General features: G+C 68.9%; 23 protein-coding genes. 16 read left to right on the top strand and 7 right to left on the bottom strand.

What is annotated here, in order from left to right; genetic code table 11:
- Positions 1 to 3 precede the first annotated feature (3 nt).
- On the bottom strand, positions 4 to 717 hold the full coding sequence (locus OHA10_RS36185; protein WP_371403292.1) for a GAF and ANTAR domain-containing protein: 714 nt from the start codon (positions 715 to 717) through the stop codon (positions 4 to 6).
- Positions 718 to 847: 130 nt separating this feature from the next.
- Here OHA10_RS36185 and OHA10_RS36180 point away from each other — a divergent pair, with 130 nt between their 5' ends.
- From OHA10_RS36180 to OHA10_RS36155, 6 genes are all read left to right on the top strand, one after another.
- On the top strand, positions 848 to 2,278 hold the full coding sequence (locus tag OHA10_RS36180; protein ID WP_371403291.1) for a SpoIIE family protein phosphatase: 1,431 nt from the start codon (positions 848 to 850) through the stop codon (positions 2,276 to 2,278).
- An 87-nt stretch (positions 2,279 to 2,365) separates the two neighbouring features.
- A complete protein-coding gene (locus OHA10_RS36175; RefSeq protein WP_371403290.1) occupies positions 2,366 to 2,773 on the top strand; it encodes a hypothetical protein in 408 nt (135 codons plus the stop codon).
- Complete coding sequence (locus OHA10_RS36170) at positions 2,770 to 3,999, top strand: NRAMP family divalent metal transporter (protein WP_371403289.1); 1,230 nt, start codon at positions 2,770 to 2,772, stop codon at positions 3,997 to 3,999. The genes OHA10_RS36175 and OHA10_RS36170 overlap by 4 nt, the downstream gene beginning before the upstream one ends.
- 2 nt (positions 4,000 to 4,001) lie before the next feature.
- Entirely contained in the window at positions 4,002 to 4,295 is a 294-nt protein-coding gene (locus tag OHA10_RS36165; protein WP_371403288.1) for a hypothetical protein, read from the top strand.
- Positions 4,282 to 4,623 (top strand): hypothetical protein, encoded by a 342-nt coding sequence (locus tag OHA10_RS36160; protein ID WP_371403287.1) that lies wholly within the window; start codon positions 4,282 to 4,284, stop codon positions 4,621 to 4,623. Before OHA10_RS36165 ends, OHA10_RS36160 begins: the two co-directional genes overlap by 14 nt.
- Positions 4,623 to 5,636 carry a DNA topoisomerase IB gene (locus OHA10_RS36155; RefSeq protein WP_371403286.1) on the top strand — a complete coding sequence of 338 codons (1,014 nt, stop codon included), beginning with the start codon at positions 4,623 to 4,625 and terminating at the stop codon, positions 5,634 to 5,636. The genes OHA10_RS36160 and OHA10_RS36155 overlap by 1 nt, the downstream gene beginning before the upstream one ends.
- A gap of 3 nt (positions 5,637 to 5,639) precedes the next feature.
- Here OHA10_RS36155 and OHA10_RS36150 read toward each other — a convergent pair whose 3' ends face one another.
- Positions 5,640 to 6,524 (bottom strand): MBL fold metallo-hydrolase, encoded by an 885-nt coding sequence (locus OHA10_RS36150; RefSeq protein ID WP_371403285.1) that lies wholly within the window; start codon positions 6,522 to 6,524, stop codon positions 5,640 to 5,642.
- 82 nt (positions 6,525 to 6,606) lie between these two features.
- Between OHA10_RS36150 and OHA10_RS36145 the strand changes: the two genes are divergently transcribed.
- Positions 6,607 to 7,473: a LysR family transcriptional regulator gene (locus OHA10_RS36145; RefSeq protein WP_371403284.1), complete on the top strand. Its 867-nt coding sequence runs from the start codon at positions 6,607 to 6,609 to the stop codon at positions 7,471 to 7,473.
- Positions 7,470 to 8,240: an SDR family NAD(P)-dependent oxidoreductase gene (locus OHA10_RS36140; protein WP_371403283.1), complete on the top strand. Its 771-nt coding sequence runs from the start codon at positions 7,470 to 7,472 to the stop codon at positions 8,238 to 8,240. The genes OHA10_RS36145 and OHA10_RS36140 overlap by 4 nt, the downstream gene beginning before the upstream one ends.
- Positions 8,241 to 8,300: 60 nt before the next feature.
- Here OHA10_RS36140 and OHA10_RS36135 read toward each other — a convergent pair whose 3' ends face one another.
- Positions 8,301 to 9,575, bottom strand: coding sequence for an ABC transporter ATP-binding protein (locus OHA10_RS36135; protein ID WP_371403282.1), 1,275 nt, complete (start codon positions 9,573 to 9,575; stop codon positions 8,301 to 8,303).
- 122 nt (positions 9,576 to 9,697) lie between these two features.
- Positions 9,698 to 10,879 carry an N-acetylglucosamine-6-phosphate deacetylase gene (locus OHA10_RS36130; RefSeq protein ID WP_371403281.1) on the bottom strand — a complete coding sequence of 394 codons (1,182 nt, stop codon included), beginning with the start codon at positions 10,877 to 10,879 and terminating at the stop codon, positions 9,698 to 9,700.
- Positions 10,880 to 10,952: 73 nt separating this feature from the next.
- Here OHA10_RS36130 and OHA10_RS36125 point away from each other — a divergent pair, with 73 nt between their 5' ends.
- Complete coding sequence (locus tag OHA10_RS36125; RefSeq protein ID WP_371403280.1) at positions 10,953 to 11,339, top strand: PASTA domain-containing protein; 387 nt, start codon at positions 10,953 to 10,955, stop codon at positions 11,337 to 11,339.
- Positions 11,340 to 11,350: 11 nt separating this feature from the next.
- Here the strand turns inward: OHA10_RS36125 and OHA10_RS36120 are convergent, their stop codons facing one another.
- Positions 11,351 to 11,926 (bottom strand): TetR/AcrR family transcriptional regulator, encoded by a 576-nt coding sequence (locus OHA10_RS36120; RefSeq protein ID WP_371403279.1) that lies wholly within the window; start codon positions 11,924 to 11,926, stop codon positions 11,351 to 11,353.
- Positions 11,927 to 11,972: 46 nt separating this feature from the next.
- Between OHA10_RS36120 and OHA10_RS36115 the strand changes: the two genes are divergently transcribed.
- Positions 11,973 to 12,389, top strand: coding sequence for a VOC family protein (locus OHA10_RS36115; RefSeq protein ID WP_371403278.1), 417 nt, complete (start codon positions 11,973 to 11,975; stop codon positions 12,387 to 12,389).
- Here OHA10_RS36115 and OHA10_RS36110 read toward each other — a convergent pair.
- Positions 12,377 to 13,012, bottom strand: coding sequence for an HAD family hydrolase (locus OHA10_RS36110; protein ID WP_371403277.1), 636 nt, complete (start codon positions 13,010 to 13,012; stop codon positions 12,377 to 12,379). The two genes, OHA10_RS36115 and OHA10_RS36110, sit on opposite strands and share 13 nt — an antisense overlap.
- A 43-nt stretch (positions 13,013 to 13,055) precedes the next feature.
- Between OHA10_RS36110 and OHA10_RS36105 the strand changes: the two genes are divergently transcribed.
- Genes OHA10_RS36105 through OHA10_RS36095 form a run of 3 tightly spaced genes read left to right on the top strand, consistent with a single transcriptional unit; the run spans position 13,056 to position 15,778 of the window.
- On the top strand, positions 13,056 to 13,709 hold the full coding sequence (locus OHA10_RS36105) for a class I SAM-dependent methyltransferase (protein ID WP_371403276.1): 654 nt from the start codon (positions 13,056 to 13,058) through the stop codon (positions 13,707 to 13,709).
- Positions 13,706 to 14,728, top strand: a complete 1,023-nt coding sequence (locus OHA10_RS36100; RefSeq protein WP_371403275.1) for a DUF4037 domain-containing protein — start codon at positions 13,706 to 13,708, stop codon at positions 14,726 to 14,728. The genes OHA10_RS36105 and OHA10_RS36100 overlap by 4 nt, the downstream gene beginning before the upstream one ends.
- 3 nt (positions 14,729 to 14,731) lie before the next feature.
- Complete coding sequence (locus OHA10_RS36095) at positions 14,732 to 15,778, top strand: enolase C-terminal domain-like protein (RefSeq protein ID WP_371403274.1); 1,047 nt, start codon at positions 14,732 to 14,734, stop codon at positions 15,776 to 15,778.
- Here the strand turns inward: OHA10_RS36095 and OHA10_RS36090 are convergent, their stop codons facing one another.
- Positions 15,779 to 16,489, bottom strand: a complete 711-nt coding sequence (locus OHA10_RS36090; RefSeq protein ID WP_371403273.1) for an SDR family oxidoreductase — start codon at positions 16,487 to 16,489, stop codon at positions 15,779 to 15,781. It lies immediately after the preceding gene.
- Between the two features lie 112 nt (positions 16,490 to 16,601).
- Between OHA10_RS36090 and OHA10_RS36085 the strand changes: the two genes are divergently transcribed.
- From OHA10_RS36085 to OHA10_RS36075, 3 genes are all read left to right on the top strand, one after another.
- Positions 16,602 to 17,600 (top strand): acetylxylan esterase, encoded by a 999-nt coding sequence (locus OHA10_RS36085; RefSeq protein WP_371403272.1) that lies wholly within the window; start codon positions 16,602 to 16,604, stop codon positions 17,598 to 17,600.
- 99 nt (positions 17,601 to 17,699) lie between these two features.
- Complete coding sequence (locus tag OHA10_RS36080; RefSeq protein WP_371403271.1) at positions 17,700 to 18,113, top strand: glyoxalase superfamily protein; 414 nt, start codon at positions 17,700 to 17,702, stop codon at positions 18,111 to 18,113.
- Positions 18,110 to 19,075, top strand: coding sequence for an RNA polymerase subunit sigma-70 (locus OHA10_RS36075; protein WP_371403270.1), 966 nt, complete (start codon positions 18,110 to 18,112; stop codon positions 19,073 to 19,075). The genes OHA10_RS36080 and OHA10_RS36075 overlap by 4 nt, the downstream gene beginning before the upstream one ends.
- Positions 19,076 to 19,077 lie beyond the last annotated feature (2 nt).

Below are 19,077 nucleotides of genomic sequence, written 5' to 3'. Positions count from 1 at the left end.
TGGTCAGGACCGAGGGAGACTTCGGGTGTCGATGAGTTGGCGGGCGACGTCGTGGAGCTTGGTGTTGGTCTGCTGGGAGTAGCGCCTGAGGACCTGGAAGGCGCGGTCGGCGTCCAGGCCGTAGCGCTCCATCAGGATGCCCATCGCCTGGCCGACGAGCTTGCGGGCGTCGACCGCGAGGTTGAGGTTCTCCTCGCGGCGCGCGGTCGCGACGGCGACCGACGCGTGCCGGGCCAGGATGTGAGCGATCGCCTCCGCGTCCGGTCCGAAGGCGTCCGGCTCGACGCTGTAGAGACCCATGACGCCGACCGTGCCGGCGGCGGTCCGCAGCGGTACGTCGAGAACGCTCCGCACTCCCAGCTTCAGGACCTTCTTGGCCCAGTCCGGCCAGCGCATCTCCGACGTGGTGTCGGGCACCATGACGGTCGACTGGGTCCGCATGCATTCGACCAGCGGGCCGTTCTCGCCGTCCATCTGGAAGCGGTAGATCTCGGCCACGGTGGGATCGGTCGCCGCCGGCACCTCGGGGTTCCCGCCCTTGGCGTAGAGCGCGACTCCGGCGTACTGACAGTCGACGGCCTGCAGCGCGAACTCCACGACTGCCTGAACCGTCTCCTCGACACCGTCCGCGTCGTGCATCTCCAGAGCCAGTCGGGCGAACGTCGCGGCGACTTGGTCCGGGTCCCGCAGCGCGGACTGAGGTTCGAACTCATCCACCTTTCCATGATGCACCTCAGCCTCGACCGGAACGAGGCGACGCGGGCGGTTTGTTGCGCAGGGAGTTGACCGGGCCGGAATGGGCACAGGTAGGTCTCAGCCCGGGGTCGCTCTCGGATGGAGGTCGGGGATGTACGAAGAGGCCTGGCAGACGGCCGGCATGCTGTCCGAAGCGCTGCCCCCGACCCGGTTGCCGGTGTTGCCAGGCGTCGACCTTTCCGCGCGCTACCTGCTGGCAGAGACCGGGACAACCGTGGGTGGCGACTGGTTCGACGCCGTCGTACTCGACGACGACCGGGTCGCCCTGATGGTCGGGGACGTCGTCGGGCGCGGGACGAGGGCGACCTGGGTCACGGGACGACTCTGCGCTGCGTTGGGGATGGCGCTGCAGGACGGCGCGGATCCGGCCGCCGCGATGAGCCAGCTGGAGAAGTTCGCGAGCCGGGTGCCGGGTGCGCAGGCCGCCACGGCGTGCGCCGCCGTACTGGATCCGGCCACCGGGGACCTGACCTACTGCACCGCCGGTCATCCGCCGCCGCTGATCGCGTCGACGGCAGGCACAGCCCGGTACGTCGAGCCTTCGGGCGGTACCCCGCTCGGCGCGCCCGGCGGGTACGAACTGTCCACCGAGCGCCTCGACATCGATGACGTGCTCTTGCTCTACACCGACGGACTCCTTGAACGCCCCTTCCGCACCCCGGATCAGGCGACTGCCGAACTCCTGCGAGCTGCCGCGGCGGGAGGTCGTGCATCGGATGACCCCGCCGAGCGGGTGGCCGACCAGGTCTTGCAGCTGGTCAAGGGACACTCCGACGACGTCACCGTGCTCGCCGCGCACCGCCGTACTCCGTTGCCCGCGTTCTCGCGGACCGGACCTGCGGTCAGGGCGACTGTGGGGCGGTACCGCGACGAGTTCGCGGCCTGGCTGCGGGCGCTGAATCCCGAGCTGGTGCTGGTGATCGGGGTGCACAACGCCGTCCTCGAGCTGATGTCGAACGTCGTCGAGCACGCCTACTACGACACCGCACCGGGTCCGATGACGCTGGCGGCCGGCCTGACGCGGCGTGGTGAGCTGGAGATCTCGGTCCGGGACGAGGGCCGGTGGAAGGACAGCGAGCCGGCCGCCGGACGTGGGCGCGGCCTGGCGCTGGCCGGCTCGACGGTCGACGAACTGTCGGTCGATCGCACCGATGCGGGTACGACGGTGACCGTGCGCACCGCGCTGACGAAGGCGCCGAGCCTGGTCGTGGGGGAGGTGATGCCCCCGACGGAGCCGGTCGAATTCTCGGCCGAGGTCGCCGACGGGACGCTGCTGGTCGGCGGGCCGATCGACATCACGACGGCTCGCGGCTTCGACCGCATCCTGCGCGAGGTGGCGCGTCACGCCACCATCCCACTGGCCGTCGACCTGTCCCGGGTCACGCAGCTGGCCAGCGCCGGCATCCAGGTGCTCGCCGCCGCACTCCGGCGCAGCGACCGCAACCTCGAACTGGTTGCCCTCCGCGGTACTCCGGCCGAGCACATCCTGGCCCTGACCCGGCTCCCGCACCGCACAGCCTGACTGATCACGCGTAAGGCTGGGTACCGGCACGTCGTACGACTATCGGACCTCGGACGGTGACGCGTGCTGCGGTGGTTAGCAGTCGGAGTGCTGACGGCGGTGATTCTGGCCGGATGTGGAGACCCTGATCAGAAGCTCCGGGACAACGCCGCACAGACGGCGCGTACCGCCGCATCCGAGGTGAACACGACCCGCCTGGTCGTGGAGCAACTGCAGGCGCACCGGCTCTGGCCGCAACCGGCCCGCCGGATGGTCGACGACGCCGAGAAGAATCTCGGGAAGACGGCCGACACGTTCTCGACGCAGCAACCGTCGACCGAACAGTCGGCCAGGTTGTACGAGCAGGTCAGCTCGACGCTGGACGACGCGGTGGCCGCGGTGACCGCCGTTCGGATCGCGCTCGGGAACGACGACCTGGCCGCGGCCGAACGGCAACTCCCGGCGCTCCGACTGTCCGGCAGGGACCTCGATCGGGTCGGGGAGCTGGCGAAATGAAGAAGCTCCTCGGTGTCACGCTCGGGATCCTGACCGCGATCGGCGGGTTCGTCGACATCGGCGACCTGGTCACCAACGCCCTGGTCGGCGCGCGGTTCGGGATGCACCTGGCCTGGATCGTGATCGTCGGCGTGATCGGGATCTGCCTGTACGCCGAGATGTGCGGGCGGGTCGTGGCGATGTCCGGACGGCCGGTGTTCGACCTGATCCGGGAGCGGCTCGGACCGCGGACCGGGCTGCTCGCGTTGGTGGCGTCGTTCCTGGTCACGTTGCTGACGCTGATCGCCGAGATCGGCGGTGTCGCGCTCGCGTTCGAGTTGGCGAGCGGAGTCAGCTACCTGTTGTGGATGCCGCTGGCCGCGCTCGCGGTGTGGCTGGTGATCTGGCGGGTCAAGTTCTCCCGGCTGGAGCAGGTTTTCGGACTTCTCGGGTTGCTGCTGATCGTGTTCGCGGTCGCGCTGTTCAAGCTCGGTCCGGACTGGGGTCAGTTGTTGCACCAGGCAACCCAGCTGCATCCGATCGGTCACGAGGGCTGGGCGACGTACGCGTACTACGGGATCGCGTTGTTCGGCGCCGCGATGACGCCGTACGAGGTGTTCTTCTTCTCCTCCGGAGGGGTTGAGGAGAAGTGGACGCGGCGCGACCTGGGGACCGAGCGGACCAACGTGTTCATCGGGTTCCCGCTGGGCGGGCTGCTGTCGCTGTCGATCATGGCGTGTGCCGCGGTGCTGTTCCTGCCGGCCGGGATCCAGGTCGGCACATTGGGGCAGGTGGCGCTGCCGGTGGCCGTTGCCCTGGGCAAGATCGGACTGGCGGTCGTGCTGATCGGGATGTTCGCGGCGACGTTCGGCGCGGCCCTCGAGACCGCGTTGTCGTGCGGGTACACGATCGCGCAGTACCGCGGCTGGCAATGGGGGAAGTTCGTCCGGCCGCGGGAGGCATCGCGGTTCCATGTGGTGATCATCGTCTGCCTGGTGCTGGCGGTGCTGACCCTGCTGACGGCGGTCGACCCGGTGAAGGTGACGGAGTACTCCGTGGTCTTCGCCGCGATGGCGCTGCCGTTGACGTACCTGCCGATCCTGATCGTCGCGAACGATCCCGATTACGTCGGCCGCGAGACGAACGGCCCGGTGCGCAATGCCTTCGGACTGTTCTACCTGGCCCTGCTGACGGTCGCGTCGGTCGCCGCGATCCCGCTGATGATCATCACCAGAGCAGGAGCTTGAGTATGTCTGGACGGGTTCTGCACGCGCAGTTGCACCTTCTCGACCGGCAGTTGATCGACCAGGCCGACGGTCACCTGGCCGGCAAGGTCGACGACGTCGAGCTCGATCTCGCCGCGGACCCGCCGGTGGTGGCGGCGCTGATCTCCGGCCGGGCCGAGATCCCGGCGGGGCGGATCGCCGAGATCGACACGGCGGTGACGATCTCGGCCGGCGGCCTCGACCTGGATTACTACGACGACTGGATCGAGCACCACGTCATCGACAAGATCCCCGGAGCCGGCGATGCGACTGAATGAACTGCTCGGTCATCGCGTGATCGATGCTGATGGCAACGAGTTCGGCGGCGTCGCGGACGTGCGGTTGGTCCAGGACGGGCCGTTGCAGGTGTCGATGCAGCGCGCGTTGCGGGTCGACGGCCTGATCGTGGTGGAGAACCGCGCCACGCGGCTGTTCGGTTACGAGCGCCATGTCGGGCCCGAGTTGCTGCGCCGGCTGGTCCATGCCCGCCTAGGCGGCGTCTGGTACCTGCCCTGGAACGAGGTCGACGAGATCAGCGACGGCACCGTCACCACGACGAGCCGACGCAACGAGCTCCGGCCGTTGGAAGAGATGGCTCGGTACTGATGCGACTGCGGAAGAGCCAGGTCGACAAGCCCGGGTTCCGTCGCCGGCGGCGCGGGCGCGGGTTCAGTTACCTCGACCTCGACGGCAAGACGATCAAGGACGTCGACGTGGTCGAGCGCATCCGGACGCTGGCGATCCCGCCCGCGTGGGAGGACGTGTGGATCTGCCCGTACCCGAACGGGCACATCCAGGCGACCGGTACCGACGAGGCCGGACGGCGGCAGTACCTGTACCACGACGACTGGCGGTCGGCGCAGGACGCGGTCAAGCACGACCGGGTGCGCGAGCTGGCGCGCAAGTTGCCGGCGTTCCGGGAGGCGGTGGACGAGGACCTGTGCAGGCGAGGCCTCGACCGGCGGCGGGTGCTCGCGGTGGCGTTGCGGATGCTCGACTACGGCGTCTTCCGCACCGGCAACACGCAGTACGCCGATGAGCACGGCAGCCGTGGTGCGGCCACGTTGCTGCGTGACGATGTAAGGGTGAGCAAGGGGAAGGTGGTGTTCGACTTCGTCGCGAAAGGTGGGCAGGCGCGCACGATCGTGCTCGACGATGATCGGCTGCTGCAAGCCGTCCGGTCGCTGAAGCGCGGCCGGCACAAGAACCCGCGCCTGCTGGTGTACCGCGACGACGACGGGTACCACGAGATCGATGCCGGTATGGTGAACGACCGGTTCCGTGAGCTGGTCGGCGACGACTACACGGTGAAGGATCTGCGGACCTGGACGGCCACCGTGCATGCCGCGGTGGATCTGGCCGACGCCGACCCGCCCGTCACCAAGACCGCGCTCGACACTGCGGTCAAGGAGATGCTGGCGGAGGTCTCCGAACACCTGGGCAACACCCCGGCCGTCGCCCGCAGTTCGTACGTCGACCCTCGGATCATCGATCAGTTCGCCCATGGCCGGACGATCGCCGAGGTGATCGACCGGGTCGGCGACGACCTCGACGACGACAAGACCCGCGCGATCGTCGAACGGTCGGTCAACCGGATCCTGGACGAGGACAAGCGGTAGCGGTCACTCGGCGCACAGGCAGTCGATGCCGTGGTCGATCCAGTCCTGGCCGGACCACTCGGGGTGTCGCTCGATGAGTAGGGCCTTGACCTCGGTGCGGATCTCGGCCTCGGTCATCGCGGAGTCCCGTCGGCGCCAGGTCTCGTCGCGGAGTTCGCGCAGGTAGTCGCCGACGTCGGTGAGGATCTCCGGGCCGCCGATGTCGCCATGACCCGGTACGACGACCTTGGGCGCGGTCGTGGTCAGTCGGTCCATCACGGACAGCCAGCCGACGCCGGAGACATCGACGTCGTACGGCGGGAACCACGGGAAGATCGCGAACTGGCCCGTCTCGGCCAGGTCGCCGGTGAACAGCACGCCTGCGTCCGGGACCTGGATGACCTGATCGCCCTTCGTGTGTCCGCGGCCCGTGGCGCGCAGTTCGACGATCCGCCCGCCGAGATCGAGATCGCGCGCGTCGCCGTACACCTCGGCGGGCTCGGGGATCTCGACACCCTCGAGTCGCTCGGCGATCGAGCCGCCGAAGCCGCGGAACATCTCCAGGTAGCCGGCGCCCTTGGCCTTCAGGTCGTCGGCCTGCGCGCGGTTGACGAGGTACGTCGCGTGCTCGGCGAAGACCTGTGCGCCGAATGCGTGCTCGGGGTGGAAGTGGGTCGTGGTCAGGTACAACCGCCGGCCGCGCGCGACCTCGGTCGCCAGCGCGAGCACCTGCTCGGCGTTGGCGGTGCCGATACCGGTGTCGACGACGAGGACGGCGTCGGTTCCGCCGATGATGCCGATGTTGGGCACGAGGTCGACCCGCTTGTTCGGGATCACCAGCAGGTCGGGCGCGAGTTCCTCGGCGTCGGCAACGTGGACGGCGGGATCGGGCAGCAGTACGTCGGTCATGTTTCGATCCCACCGCGCGGGCGGCTGCGGTGTCCAAGACCGATCCGGTCGCGGCGATACCGTGCGGGTATCGTCGCTGGTCATGGAGCTGCGCACCCTGCGGTACTTCGTCGCTGTGGCCGAGGAACTCCACTTCGGCCGGGCGGCGGCGCGGCTGCAGATGAGTCAGCCGCCGCTGAGCCGGGCGATCAAGCAGTTGGAGCGGGAGCTCGGCGCCACGCTGTTCGACCGCTCCGCGGCGGGGGTCGCGCTCACGCCGGCAGGCGTCGTACTGCTGCAGGAAGCGCGGGCGCTGTTGGAGCAGGCCGATCAGGTGCCGGCGCGGGTTCGCGGTGCGGTGAGCTTCACGATCGGGATACTCGGGGACAGCACCGATCCTGGCGCGACCCGGTTGGCCGCCGCGTACCGGCAGCAGCATCCCGGTGTCGAGGTTCGCATTCGCGAGGCCGATCTCACCGATCCCACCTGCGGCCTGCGAGCCGGTCTGGTCGACGTGGCGCTGACCCGCGCGCCGTTCGACGAGACGGGCTTGACCGTGCACGAGTTGCGGGCGGATCCGGTCGGCGCCGTACTGCGGGCCGATGATCCGTTGGCGCATCGGGATGCGTTGAAGCTCGAGGATCTGGCGGATCGGCGATGGTTCCAGTTCCCGGCCGACACCGATCCGATCTGGCAGTCGTACTGGAACGGCGGTCAGCATCGGGACGGTCCGGTCGTGCGCTCGGTCCAGGAATGTCTGCAGGCCGTGCTCTGGAACGGCACGGTCGGATTGAGTCCGCTCGGCCACGACCCGCCTGGCGAGCTCACCGTCGTACCGCTGCTCGATCTGTCGCCGAGCCGGGTCGTGGTGAGTTGGAAGACGGGGGAGACCAACCCACTCGTTCGGTCCTTTGTCGAGCTCGCGTCCACCGCGTACCAGGGACACGTACCAGGGACAATGGCCCGATGAGCGTTCTTGACAAGTTCTCGTTGGCCGGGCGGACGGCGTTGGTGACGGGTGGTTATCGCGGCCTCGGGCTCGCGTTCGCCACCGGACTGGCCGAGGCCGGCGCGGATGTGGTGATCGGGGCACGTGATGTCGCGGCGTCCAAGGAGGCGGCCGCGCGGCTGGCCGAGGCGACCGGACGGACGGTGATCGGCGTCGGGCTCGACGTCAACGACCGCGAGTCGGGTCAGGCCGCGGTCGACGCTGCGCTGGAGGCGACCGGCCGCCTGGACATCCTGGTGAACAACGCCGGAGCCTGTGTGCATCGCCCGTCGCTCGACGTCCCCGACGAGGAATGGGACGAGGTGTTCTCGACGAACGTCGACGGTCTGTGGAAGCTCAGCCAGACCGCCGCGCGCCACTTCACCACGGTCGGCGGCGGCACCATCGTCAACATCGGCTCGATCTCCGCGCAGATCGTGAACCGTCCGCAGTGGCAGCCGGCGTACAACGCGTCGAAGGCCGCGGTCCATCAGCTGACCAAGTCGCTCGCCGCCGAGTGGGCGCCGCTGAACATCCGGGTGAACGCTGTCGCGCCCGGTTACGTGAAGACGGAGATGGCCCCGGTCGACGAGCCGCAATTCAAGGCGCGCTGGATCGACGACGCGCCGATGCAGCGGTACGCCGTACCGGAGGAAATCGCACCGACCGTCGTCTTCCTGGCTTCGGACGCATCCAGCTTCATGACCGGCTCAGTCGTGGTGATCGACGGCGGCTACACCCTCCACTAGCTGCTGCGTTCCAACAGGGACCGCTTTGGTGCTCAGGGCAACGACCGTCGGCATCACCCACTAGCGGGTGATGCGATCCACCCGGCGGCCGGTTTGGTCGAAGATGTGGATTCGGGTGGTGTCCATGGCGAGGTGGATGCGGGCGCCGCGGTTGAGGTCTGCTTCGGCGGGTAGCTCGATGACGAGGTCGGCTCGGCGGTGGGTGGGTGGTAGCAGCTCGGCCGGAGCGGGTGTGCGGGCGGACCGGATGCGGGAGCGGACTCTGGTCATCAACGAGGTCGGCGCCGCCGGGTCCTGCTGCGACCCGGCGTGCATCGGCCTCGGCCGGCCGACCTGGTCGGGATTGACGGCCTCGATCCCGCACTCGACGAACGCGATCGACTGCTGGCCGTGGAACTCGAATGCCCGCAGCGTCCCGGTCAGCTGGTTCGCGACGTCCTCGTTCGTGATCACGCGGAAGGCGTTCGAGCGGGCGCCGACGATGACCTGGGCGCCGTCGTGACGCCGCAGGATCAGCGAACGGCGGTCGCTCGGGTCGAGCCCGACGGACTGGGCGCCGAAGTCGAGCGCGACCCGATGATGAGCGGTGACGCGGACGGTCGCCGCCAGCAGATTGATCCTGGGGGCACCGAGGAAGCCGGCGACGAACGCGGTGGCGGGATCGTTGTAGACCTGCGCCGGCGTACCGACGTCCTCGATCCGGCCGTCGCGCATCACCGCGATCCGGTCGGCCAGGGTGAGGGCCTCGACCTGGTCGTGGGTCACGTACAGCGTGGTGACGTTGAGGTCGCGTGTCATCGCGCCGATCTCCTGGCGCAGCTCGGTCCGCATCGTGGCGTCGAGGTTCGACAGTGGTTCGTCCAGGAGGAAGACGTTCGGGCGGCGGACGAGCGCCCGTCCGATCGCGACCCGCTGCCGTTGCCCGCCGGAGAGCGTTCTCGGCATCCGGTCGAGGACCGAGCCGATGCTGAGGATCTGCGCCAGGCCGGCGGCCGTCGAGCTCGCGTGGTCGTCGTCCTGCCCGGCGACCTGGAGCGGGAACATGATGTTCTCGCGGACGGTCCGGTTCGGGTACAGCGCGCCGGTCTGGAACACCATCGCCACCCGCCGGTCCTTCGGCGGCAACCGCGTCCCGTTCGTCCGTCCGAACCAGACCTCGCCGGCCGTGACCCGCTCGAGCCCGGCGATCATCCGCAGCAGTGTCGTCTTCCCGCACCCCGACGGTCCGAGCAGCACCATGAACTCGCCGTCGGCTACGTCCAGGGACAGCTCGTCAACAGCCAGGTGTTCCCCCTCGAACACCTTGGACACCCCGTCGAGCCGGATCGCTGTCATCACGCTTCTTATACGGGAAGACCCGGTTCACCGGCAAGCACTGAACCGCGCGTTGCAGGTACTTGCAGACGGCAAGATCGAGCACCTGACTGTTGCTCTAGGCAACTGGTTGCGTAGTCTGATCAAACTTGTGTGCGGGTCGTGCCGTTGACCACGACCGTGACGAGGTCGCCGATGCTGCCCTCCGGTGTGCGGGTGAGTTGGACGAGGTCGGCTCGCGCGCCGACTTCGAGGCGTCCGCGGTCGGTCAGCCCCAGGAGGTCGGCGGGAGTGGTGGTGGCCATGGTGACGGCGGTGTCGAGGGGCAGTCCGCCGGGCCCGGTGGCCCAGCGCAGGCAGTCGAGAAGGGAGGCTCCGCTGCCGGCCAGGTACGGCGTACCTTGCAGGCGAAGGCTGCCGTCGGAGCCGACGGTGACCGCGCCGCCGACGGCCGTCTCGTAGTCACCGGGCGTACAACCGGCGAGCGCGGCGGCGTCGCTGGTGAGGACGCAGCGCGCGGGTCCCTTGGCTCGGACGAGGGCGGCGAAGGTGTCGGCGGGGAGGTGGTGGCCGTCGGCAATCAGCCCGGCCGTCAGCGCGTCCTCGACCAGCTGGGGCCAGATCGGGTTGTCGTGCCGATCGAGCTGCTTCGGCAAGGCATTTCCGAGGTGCGTGGACATCCGCCCACCCGCGGCCGCAAAGGCGTGAACATCCTCAGCCGAAGCGAGCGAGTGCCCAACCGACACCACCACACCGCGACCACCCGCCGCCGTTCGCGGGGCGCGCTGGGGCCCCGCGAGGTGGCGGGTGAATTCGAGGGCGCCTGCGCGTTCGGGAGCCAGAGTCAGGATGGCGATCGCGCCTCCTGCGGCCTTCTGCCAGCGGTCGAACTCGTCGGGGTCCGGGTCGCGGATGACGGCCGGGTCGTGTGCACCGCGGGCACCCTCGGCGCTGGAGATGTACGGACCCTCGAGGTGCAGACCGGGTACGCCGTACGCCACAAGAGGATCGGATGCCTTCGTAGCTGTAGCTCGGGTGACGAGGGCGGTTGTGGTCGCGTCGTCGGCGGAGATGATCGTGGGGTAGACCGTCGTGACCCCCTGCTGCCATAGCACGCGGACGAGGTCGGACAGTTCGCTCGCGGGGCGAGTGGGGTCGTTGACGTCCAATCCGGCATACCCGTTGAGCTGGATGTCGATCAGGCCGGGGAGCAGCAGCAGGTCGGGCGCGGTCGGGTAGTCGGTGATGTCCTCGATGCCGGTGCCGGAGTACCGCACCCGCACACCCCGGCCGTCGGCCGTACGACCTTCCAGAACCTCAGTCATAGATGAAACAACTACAGCTTGTTAGGTCGTTTGGCGAATGGGGTATTGGTATTTGGTGGCTCGGGGATGGTTCGTGACTGCTCTCGGCTCGCTGGTGTCGCTAACAGCGTGCGGAGGCCCCGGCGCGGTCGGAGCCCAGCCGACGGTGACCGCCACGACCACGGTGACCGCCACCCAGACGGTGACTGTCCCGCCAACCAACGCGCCGCCACCTTCAGTTGCACGCCCGTCCGCACAGGCGGGCGTCGTGCCGAACGTCGTCGGCCTGAATCATCAGCTGGCCCAGGACACCATGCAGGCCGCCGGTTTCTACTTCCTCACCGAGGAGGACGCGACCGGCCAGGGCCGCCTGCTGATCAACGACCGCAACTGGGTCGTCGTCTCCCAGCAACCCGCGGGCGGCACCCGCGCCGCACCCGACACGAAGATCGTCCTGCGCTCCAAGAAGATCGGGGAGTAAGCCGTCGCGGTCTACGTGCCCTGACCCGCGAGCCGGCGGGCAGCCTCCGCGGCCTCGGTTGTCGCCGTGCGGAGATCGGGTACGACGCCCTCGCGCAGGAACGCGGCGAAACCGTGGGCCGTGGCAGCGACGCTGTGGATCAGGGCGAGCGCCGCCGCGGGATCGGAGCGTAGTTGCTCGGCGGGGGAGCGAAGTACCGCCAGCACTCGGGCGCCGGCTTCCTCCAGCCCGGGGTGCTCGGGCTTGTTCAGCCCGGCGCTGAAGGTCACGTCGAACAGCGCAGGTTCCTCGATCGCGAACTCGACGTAAGCCGCGGCGAACCGGGCCAGCTGCTCGACCGGATCGTCCGCGTCGGCGATCGCCGCGGCGAAGCGGTCGTGCTGCTCGGTATAGCTACGAAGTGCGAGCGCGGCCAGCAACGCGTCCTTGTTCGCGAAGTGCCGGAACGGCGCGGCCACACTGACCCCGGCTCGCCGACTCGCCTCGGCGAGTGAGAAACCGTGCGGACCGCGTTCGGCGACAAGCTCGAGCGCGGCCTGCTCGAGTGCGTTGCGCAGGTCGCCGTGGTGGTAGGTGGTCCGGCTCACGGCTCAATGTTAACGGCACTTACTTCAGGTGCTAGGCTCGGTCAATGTGAATACCACTAACATCAACTTCGACCACGTCGGCCTGTCGGTCGCCGATCTTGACCGGCAGCGTGACTTCTACGCCCGCGCGCTGGAGCTCACCGAGCTCGAGGAGCACCTCGAGCTGCCCGAGGCGCAGATCCGGACCGCGATCCTGCGGCGGGCCGACGGCCTCAAGCTCGAGCTGATCGAGCGCGGCGGATCGCGGCCGCAGGAGTTCGCCACGCCGTACGACGGCGCCGCGACGCAGGGATATTTCCATTGGGCGCTGTCCGTCGACGACCTCGACGCGACCTTCGGGCACCTACTCGATGCCGGCGCCACCGAGGTTTCCGCCCCGGCGCCGGCCGCTCGCCCCGGCGCCCGATTCGCTTATGTCAAAGACCCGGAGGGCAATCTGCTCGAGCTCATTCAGCGCACCTGACGGAGCGCCTCGGCGATCGACGCTGTGACCGGTACGCCGGTGGCCTCGAGGGACTCGCGTGTCATCGCGCCGGTTGACACGAGGACGCAGTGGGTGCCGGCGGCGCGGGCTGCGTCGGCGTCGTCGACGACGTCGCCGATGAGTACGACGTCCGCCGGGTCGAGCTGCTGGACTTCGAGGTGGCGGACGAGGCTGTCGGCCTTCGAACCGCCGCCGACGTCGCCGGGCAGGCCGTCGATCCGGGTGAAGTACGACGTCAGGCCGTACTGCTCGATCGTCGGAGTCAGCCGCGCGTGGAACCACATCGACAGCAACGACTGGGTGCCGGTCCACTCCCGCAGTACGTCGACTGTGCCGGCGGCGAGCTCACACGTGTGCAGGAGCGCGTCGTACCGGTCGTGGTAGAGCTTGTCGACCCGCGCCCACTCCTCCTCGTCGAGGACACGCTGCAGGATCTGCTCGTACGAGACCCGCATCGGTCGCGCGTACGCCGCCTGCCACTCGCTCCAACTGAGCTCCGGCCGACCGAACCCGACGCAAACCTCGTTGACCGCGGCCAGGACCGCGTGATTGTCATTGAGTAGCGTCCCGTTCCAGTCCCACACCACATGCGAAGCCTTCACCGGGGTAACTGTAGACGGGCCCTCAGACCGGAAAGGTGACGTAGTGGGTCAGATCACGGAGCTGACACAGGTCGTACCGGCAGACCCTGGGAAGCCTGTTCGGCCCGAAGCAGCGGCCGGCCAGCGGACGTCGCGCGAGCTCGCCGAGCACCCGAGCACGTGGTCGCAAGAGCAGGCCGACGAGGTCGTACGGCGCTACACCGAGCTGGCACCGGTCTGGGACGGCGACCGCGGTGGCTACCGCTCTGTGCCGCTGATCGACGCCCTGCAACGCGGTGGCCCGTGGCCGGCCGGTCTGTGCCTGGAGGTCGGCTGCGGGACCGGACTGCTCTCCGGACTCATCCAGGAGGTCTGGCCGAAGGTGGTCAGTCTCGATCTGACCTGGGCCATGCTCAGCCGATCACCTGCTCCCTGGCGTGTTCTGGGCGATGCGTCGAAACTACCTGCCGGTGACGCATCAGCGCACGCTGTCGTGCTGGCCGACGTACCTCTGTTTGCTGATGAGGTTGTGCGCACGCTGACGCCGGATGGTGTGGTGGTGTGGTCCAACGCGCTCGGCGAGGACGCGCCGCATCACGTGCCGATCGAGACCGTGCTGGGTGCGCTGGAGAAGGCCTCCGGTCAGACCTGGTCTGCAGCGATGTCTCACGCGGGCTGGGGTTTGTGGGCCGTGCTGCGTCGAGGGGAGGCGGCGTGACCGGGTTCCGGAGTGCGGCCGAGATCGGTGCGGGGTTTCACGCTGACGTGATCGCACCTCTGGTGGGGGACGTCGGCTATGCGGCCGGATTGCTCGGCTGGGGATCGGATGTGCTCGGGTACGACACCGAGCGGTCGACGGACCACGGATGGGGTCCGCGGGTCGTTGTGCTCGTGGATGCGGGTGAGGTCGAGCGGGTGCGGAAGGCCGTCGACGACGGACTGCCGGACCAGTACGACGGGCACGCGGTCCGGTTCGGATGGGACAGTCAGGCGCCGATGCACCACGTCACGGTCGCGACGCTGGGCGACTGGCTGCGTGGACACCTCGGATTCGATGCGTCGCAGGGCATCGAGCTCGCAGACTGGCTCGTCACCCCACAGCAGCAGTTGCTGGGCGTCGTGGCCGGTCAGGTGTACGCCGACGACGGGCGGCTGGCCGCAGTACGTGATGCGCTCGCCTGGTACCCGGATCAGATCTGGCGGTGGATGCTCGCCTGTCAGTGGTCGCGGATCGCGCAGGAGGAGGCGTTCGTCCAGCGCACGTACGAGGTGGGGGACGAGCTCGGGTCGCGCGTCGTCACTGCCCGCCTGGTGCGTGACGTGATGCGCTTGGCGCTGCTGCAGTCCCGAACCTATGCGCCGTACACGAAGTGGCTGGGTACGGCGTTCGCACGTCTCGACCACGCCGACGGTTTGGACCAAGCGCTCGCCGACGCGACAGCAGCCGCCCGCTTCGAGGACCGCGAGCAGGCGCTGGTCACGGCGTACGAGCTGGTCGCGTGCCGCCACAACGCACTCGGCATCACCGAGGAGATCGACCCGGTACGGCGGCCGTACTTCACGCGGCCCGCACAGGTCATCGATGCCGGTCGCTTCGTGCGCGCGTGCCTGGCGACCGTGACCGACGAACTGGTCGAGCGCTGCGGATTGATCGGATCGATCGACCAGTTCGCCGACAACACCGACGTTCTCAGCAATCCGGAGGCGTTCCGCAAGTTCATCGCTGTCTATCGTTGAACGATGACTCCCGCCAGCCAGATTGCCAGCCATGTCATCCGCTCTGTCACGACCGCTGACCACCACTACGACTACCTCCGGACGATCGGCCGCAACGCGTTCCTCGGCAGCCATGGGAGCGGCGGGAAGCTGACGGTGTACGTCGTGGAGACCGACCGCGGCGCTACCGGTTGGGGCCTGCCGCTGTACGACGCCGACCCGCGCGCGCTGATCGGTCGCAACCTGGCCGAGCTGATCGACCCGGAACGCGGCGTGATCGACCCGGCGGCGGAGTTCCTGGACTATCCGCTGCACGACCTCGCGGCCCGGATCCTCGACGTACCCGTCTATGCGATGCTCGGCGGCCGCGGCCCGACCCGCGTCCGCTGCTACAGCGGCGGTATCTACTTCGACGACCTCGATCACGGCCTGGACGGGATCCGGACGAACCTCGCCCAGGATCACGCGTTCGGCTTCCGCGACTTCAAGCTGAAGATCGGCCGCGGTCACCGCTGGATGGATCCGCTGGCCGGACCGGCGCGCGACATCGAGGTCACCCGGCTGACGCGCGAGCTGTACCCGGACGCCGGGATCCTTGTCGACGGCAACGACGGCTTCACCCTCAACGGACTGCTCGAGTACCTCGACGGTGTCGCGGACTGCGACCTTTACTGGATCGAGGAACCGTTCCCGGAGCGCCGGCCCGACCTGGAAGCACTCCGCGACCACCTGCAGACCATGACGAACCGGCCCAAGGTGGCCGACGGTGAATACGACCCGAACGTCGACCACGTCCTCCGGCTGGCCCGCGAAGGCCTCGTCGACGTTGCGCTGATGGACGTCATCGGCCACGGCCTCACCGCCTGGCGTCGCACCATGCCGCAACTCGCCGCCGAGGCCTCACCGCACGCGTGGGGCGTCCCGCTCAAGACCCTGTACGCCGCCCACCTGGCCGCCGGCCTCGGCAACGTCCCGATCGTCGAAGGCGTCCCGGGACCGGACGCCTACACACTCGAGGACGGGTACGTCGTCCTGTCGGAGGAGCCCGGCTTCGGCCTCACTGCTCCGTAATCAGGTCAGCGGTTCGCCGCCGTCGACGCGCAGCGTCGTACCGGTCACGAAGGTGCTGGTCATCGCGAACAGCACGGTCTGCGCGACGTCGTCCGCCGTACCGATCCTCCGAGCCGGGTTGCGCTCGCTGATGTCACGGAAGTAGTCGTCCTTGCCCGCGCCGAGGCCGTCCCACGCGCCGGTGTCGATCACGCCGGGGGAGACCGCGTTCACCCGGATCGGCGCCAGCTCGAGCGCCAGCGAGCGGGCGAGGACGTCGGCCGCGCCGTTGGTGATCGCGACCGCGAGGGTGCCGACGGCGATCTTCGCGGCCGCGACCCCGGAGAAGATCGTCAGCGAGCCGCCGGTGCTGATCCGCGGCGCGAGGTGCTTGGCCAGCATCAGCGGGCCGATCACCTTCGTGTCGAACGACGCCCGCACCGCGTCCCGGTCGAGGTCCGCGACCTTCCCGCGGGCCCGCGCCGACGCGGTCGAGACGATGTGGTCGACGGTCCCGAGCCGCTCGCCGAGCGCCGCGATCGAGGCCTCGTCGGTCAGGTCGACGTACTCGGTGGTGATCCCCGGCTCACCGTCGTACGCCGCCTTCAGCTTGTCCTGGTTGCGACCGGCGGCGACGACCTGTGCGCCGGCGTCCCGCGCTGCCAGGGTGACCGCCCGGGCGATGCCGCCGCCGCGGCCGACGACCAGAACTGTCCTGCCTTCAAGTGTCATGACGCTTACCGAACACGAGCGCGGACCCGGTTCGCATCCGCCACTGGCTGGCCTCCGCGGTTTTTGGACACCGTTTTCCGGCCAGTGGCGGTTGGGCGTAAATTTGTCGCTCATGGCCATGTTCGACCTTTCCCTCGACAAGCTCCGCGAGTACCGGCCCGAGGTGGCCGCGCCCGCCGACCTGGTCGACTTCTGGCGCCGCTCCATCGAGAAGGCGCGCACCGACGACCTGTCCGCTTCGTTCACCCTGATCGACAACAAGCTCGCGCTGATCGACACCTACGACGTCACCTACGCCGGCTTCGGCGGTACGCCGGTCAAGGGCTGGCTGCACGTGCCGGCCGGTGCCACCGGCCCGCTGCCGACCGTCGTGCAGTACCACGGGTACTCCGGCGGCCGGGGCTTCCCGCACGCGACCACACTGTGGGCGCAGGCGGGCTACGCCCACTTCGTGATGGACACGCGTGGACAGGGCTACGGCGCCGGCGGGCTGGACAGCACGCCCGACGACACGCCGTACGCCGGTATCAACCACACGCCGGGCTTCATGACCGCGGGTATCACCGACCCGGAGACCTATTACTACCGCCGCGTGTTCATCGACGCGGTCCGTGCGCTCGACGCGGTGAAGACGTCGCCGCTGGCCGACCCGGCCAAGGTGATCGTCACCGGCGGCAGCCAGGGCGGTGGCATCTCGATCGCCGCGGCCGGACTGGCGCCGATCGCCGGCATCGAGTTGCTCGGCTGCGCGCCCGACGTGCCGTTCCTGTGTCACTTCGAGCGGGCGCTGCAGATCACCGACAAGGACCCGTACGGCGAGATCACGCGGTACCTGAAGGGGTTCCGGCAGGACGTCGACGCGACGCTGCGGACGCTGAGCTACTTCGACGGCGTCAACCTCGGCCGGCTCGCGACGGCGCCCGCGCTGTTCTCGGTCGCGCTGATGGATGCGACCTGCCCGCCGTCGACGGTGTTCGCCGCGTACAACCACTACGGGAGCGAGCAGAAGGACATCGAGGTCTACCACTACAACAACCACGAGGGCGGCCAGACGTACCAGCAGCTGGCCCAGCTCGACTGGTTCGCGCGGATCTTCGAGGGCCGCGGCTGAAAACCTCATCGATCGACCGATGAGTTTTCCGGGCGGCCGTCGTTACACGGTCATCGATGTCGGTCAGACTGGACCGACCGTGACCGCGGGAGGCCGCAGATGGACTGGAAACTCGAGCTCGTGATCGTGCCGGTGTCGGACGTGGATCGGGCCAAGAAGTTCTACACCGACCAGCTCGGCTTCGCCGTGGACGTCGACCACCGGGCCGGCGACTCGTTCCGGGTCGTGCAGCTGACCCCGCAAGGGTCGGCGTGCTCGATCACGATCGGGACCGGGGTCACCTCGGCGAAGCCGGGCACGTACCAGGGCACCCACCTGGTGGTGACCGACATCGAGGCGGCGCGGGCCGAGCTGGTCGACCGCGGGGTGGAGGTCAGTTCGCCGTTCCACTTCGGCGCCCAGGGCAAGCAGGACGGCCTCCACCCGGAGCGCTCCGACTACGGCACCTTCCTCTCCTTCGACGACCCGGACGGCAACAACTGGACCGTCCAGGAGGTCGGGCACCAGTCATGACGACGCTGGAAGAGGCGGCGTTCGCGGGCGATGAGGCCGCGTTCGCCGACCTCGCGGGGAGGTATCGACGCGAGCTCCACGTGCATTGCTACCGGATGCTCGCGTCGTACGACGATGCCGAGGACGCCGTGCAGGAGACGCTGCTGCGGGCCTGGCGCAGCCGGGATCAGTACGACGGGCGGACGTACTTCCGTGCCTGGCTGTACCGGATCGCGACGAACGTCTGCCTGGATGTCACCCGACGGCACACCAGGCGCAGCACGTCACCCGGCGACATGGTCTGGCTCCAGCCGTATCCGGACCGCCTGCTCGACGAGATCGCTCCACCCGCCGACCAGCCCGATGCGGTCGTGGTGGACCGGGAGACGATCGAGCTCACGTTCCTGATCGCACTCCAGGCGTTGCCTGCTCGCCAGCGCGCCGCACTGATCGCGCGTGACGTCCTCGGTTGGTCGGCGTCGGAGACGGCCGGCCTGTTGGAGACCAGCGTGGCCGCGGCCAACAGCGCACTCCAGCGCGCCCGCGTGACGATGCAGCAGCGCCTGCCCGCACGGCGGTCCGACTGGAGTGCGCCACGCCCGACGGCCGAGGAGCGCGAGGTGCTGGACCGCTTCATCGACGCGCACCAGCGATGTGACGCAGCGGCCGCGATCGCGATCGCAGCCGAAGACCTGCGGATCTCGATGCCGCCTGACCAGCTCACGTTCAACGGCCTGGCCGCGTGCCTGCCGCTGTTCGAGCGGGGCATGGGGCCGAAGCGCGAGGGCGAGTGGCGATTGGTGCCGACCTCGGCGAACCGGTTGCCCGCGGCAGCGTCGTACCTGATGCGTCCGGGGGACACGGTGTGGCGGGCGTTCAAGCTCGACGTGCTGTGGGTCAGCGACCACAAGATCGTCGAGATCACCACCTTCGGCTACTCCCGTTTCCCAGCCTTTGGCCTGCCGGACCGGTTGACCCCCTAGGG

It is taken from the genome of Kribbella sp. NBC_00662 (assembly GCF_041430295.1).
Taxonomy (GTDB): domain Bacteria; phylum Actinomycetota; class Actinomycetes; order Propionibacteriales; family Kribbellaceae; genus Kribbella.
The sequence above is the reverse complement of the archived record's forward strand: the minus strand, read 5'-3'. Positions and strand labels throughout refer to the sequence as shown.

Bases quoted from the DNA above. Each gene is read 5' to 3' on its own strand.
- OHA10_RS36180 (WP_371403291.1), top strand. From the start codon at position 848: ATGTACGAAGAGGCCTGGCAGACGGCCGGCATGCTGTCCGAAGCGCTG.
- OHA10_RS36170 (WP_371403289.1), top strand. From the start codon at position 2,770: ATGAAGAAGCTCCTCGGTGTCACGCTCGGGATCCTGACCGCGATCGGC.
- OHA10_RS36165 (WP_371403288.1), top strand. From the start codon at position 4,002: ATGTCTGGACGGGTTCTGCACGCGCAGTTGCACCTTCTCGACCGGCAG.
- OHA10_RS36160 (WP_371403287.1), top strand. From the start codon at position 4,282: ATGCGACTGAATGAACTGCTCGGTCATCGCGTGATCGATGCTGATGGC.
- OHA10_RS36155 (WP_371403286.1), top strand. From the start codon at position 4,623: ATGCGACTGCGGAAGAGCCAGGTCGACAAGCCCGGGTTCCGTCGCCGG.
- OHA10_RS36150 (WP_371403285.1), bottom strand. From the start codon at position 6,524: ATGACCGACGTACTGCTGCCCGATCCCGCCGTCCACGTTGCCGACGCC.
- OHA10_RS36145 (WP_371403284.1), top strand. From the start codon at position 6,607: ATGGAGCTGCGCACCCTGCGGTACTTCGTCGCTGTGGCCGAGGAACTC.
- OHA10_RS36140 (WP_371403283.1), top strand. From the start codon at position 7,470: ATGAGCGTTCTTGACAAGTTCTCGTTGGCCGGGCGGACGGCGTTGGTG.
- OHA10_RS36135 (WP_371403282.1), bottom strand. From the start codon at position 9,575: ATGACAGCGATCCGGCTCGACGGGGTGTCCAAGGTGTTCGAGGGGGAA.
- OHA10_RS36130 (WP_371403281.1), bottom strand. From the start codon at position 10,879: ATGACTGAGGTTCTGGAAGGTCGTACGGCCGACGGCCGGGGTGTGCGG.
- OHA10_RS36095 (WP_371403274.1), top strand. From the start codon at position 14,732: ATGACTCCCGCCAGCCAGATTGCCAGCCATGTCATCCGCTCTGTCACG.
- OHA10_RS36090 (WP_371403273.1), bottom strand. From the start codon at position 16,489: ATGACACTTGAAGGCAGGACAGTTCTGGTCGTCGGCCGCGGCGGCGGC.
- OHA10_RS36085 (WP_371403272.1), top strand. From the start codon at position 16,602: ATGGCCATGTTCGACCTTTCCCTCGACAAGCTCCGCGAGTACCGGCCC.
- OHA10_RS36080 (WP_371403271.1), top strand. From the start codon at position 17,700: ATGGACTGGAAACTCGAGCTCGTGATCGTGCCGGTGTCGGACGTGGAT.
- OHA10_RS36075 (WP_371403270.1), top strand. From the start codon at position 18,110: ATGACGACGCTGGAAGAGGCGGCGTTCGCGGGCGATGAGGCCGCGTTC.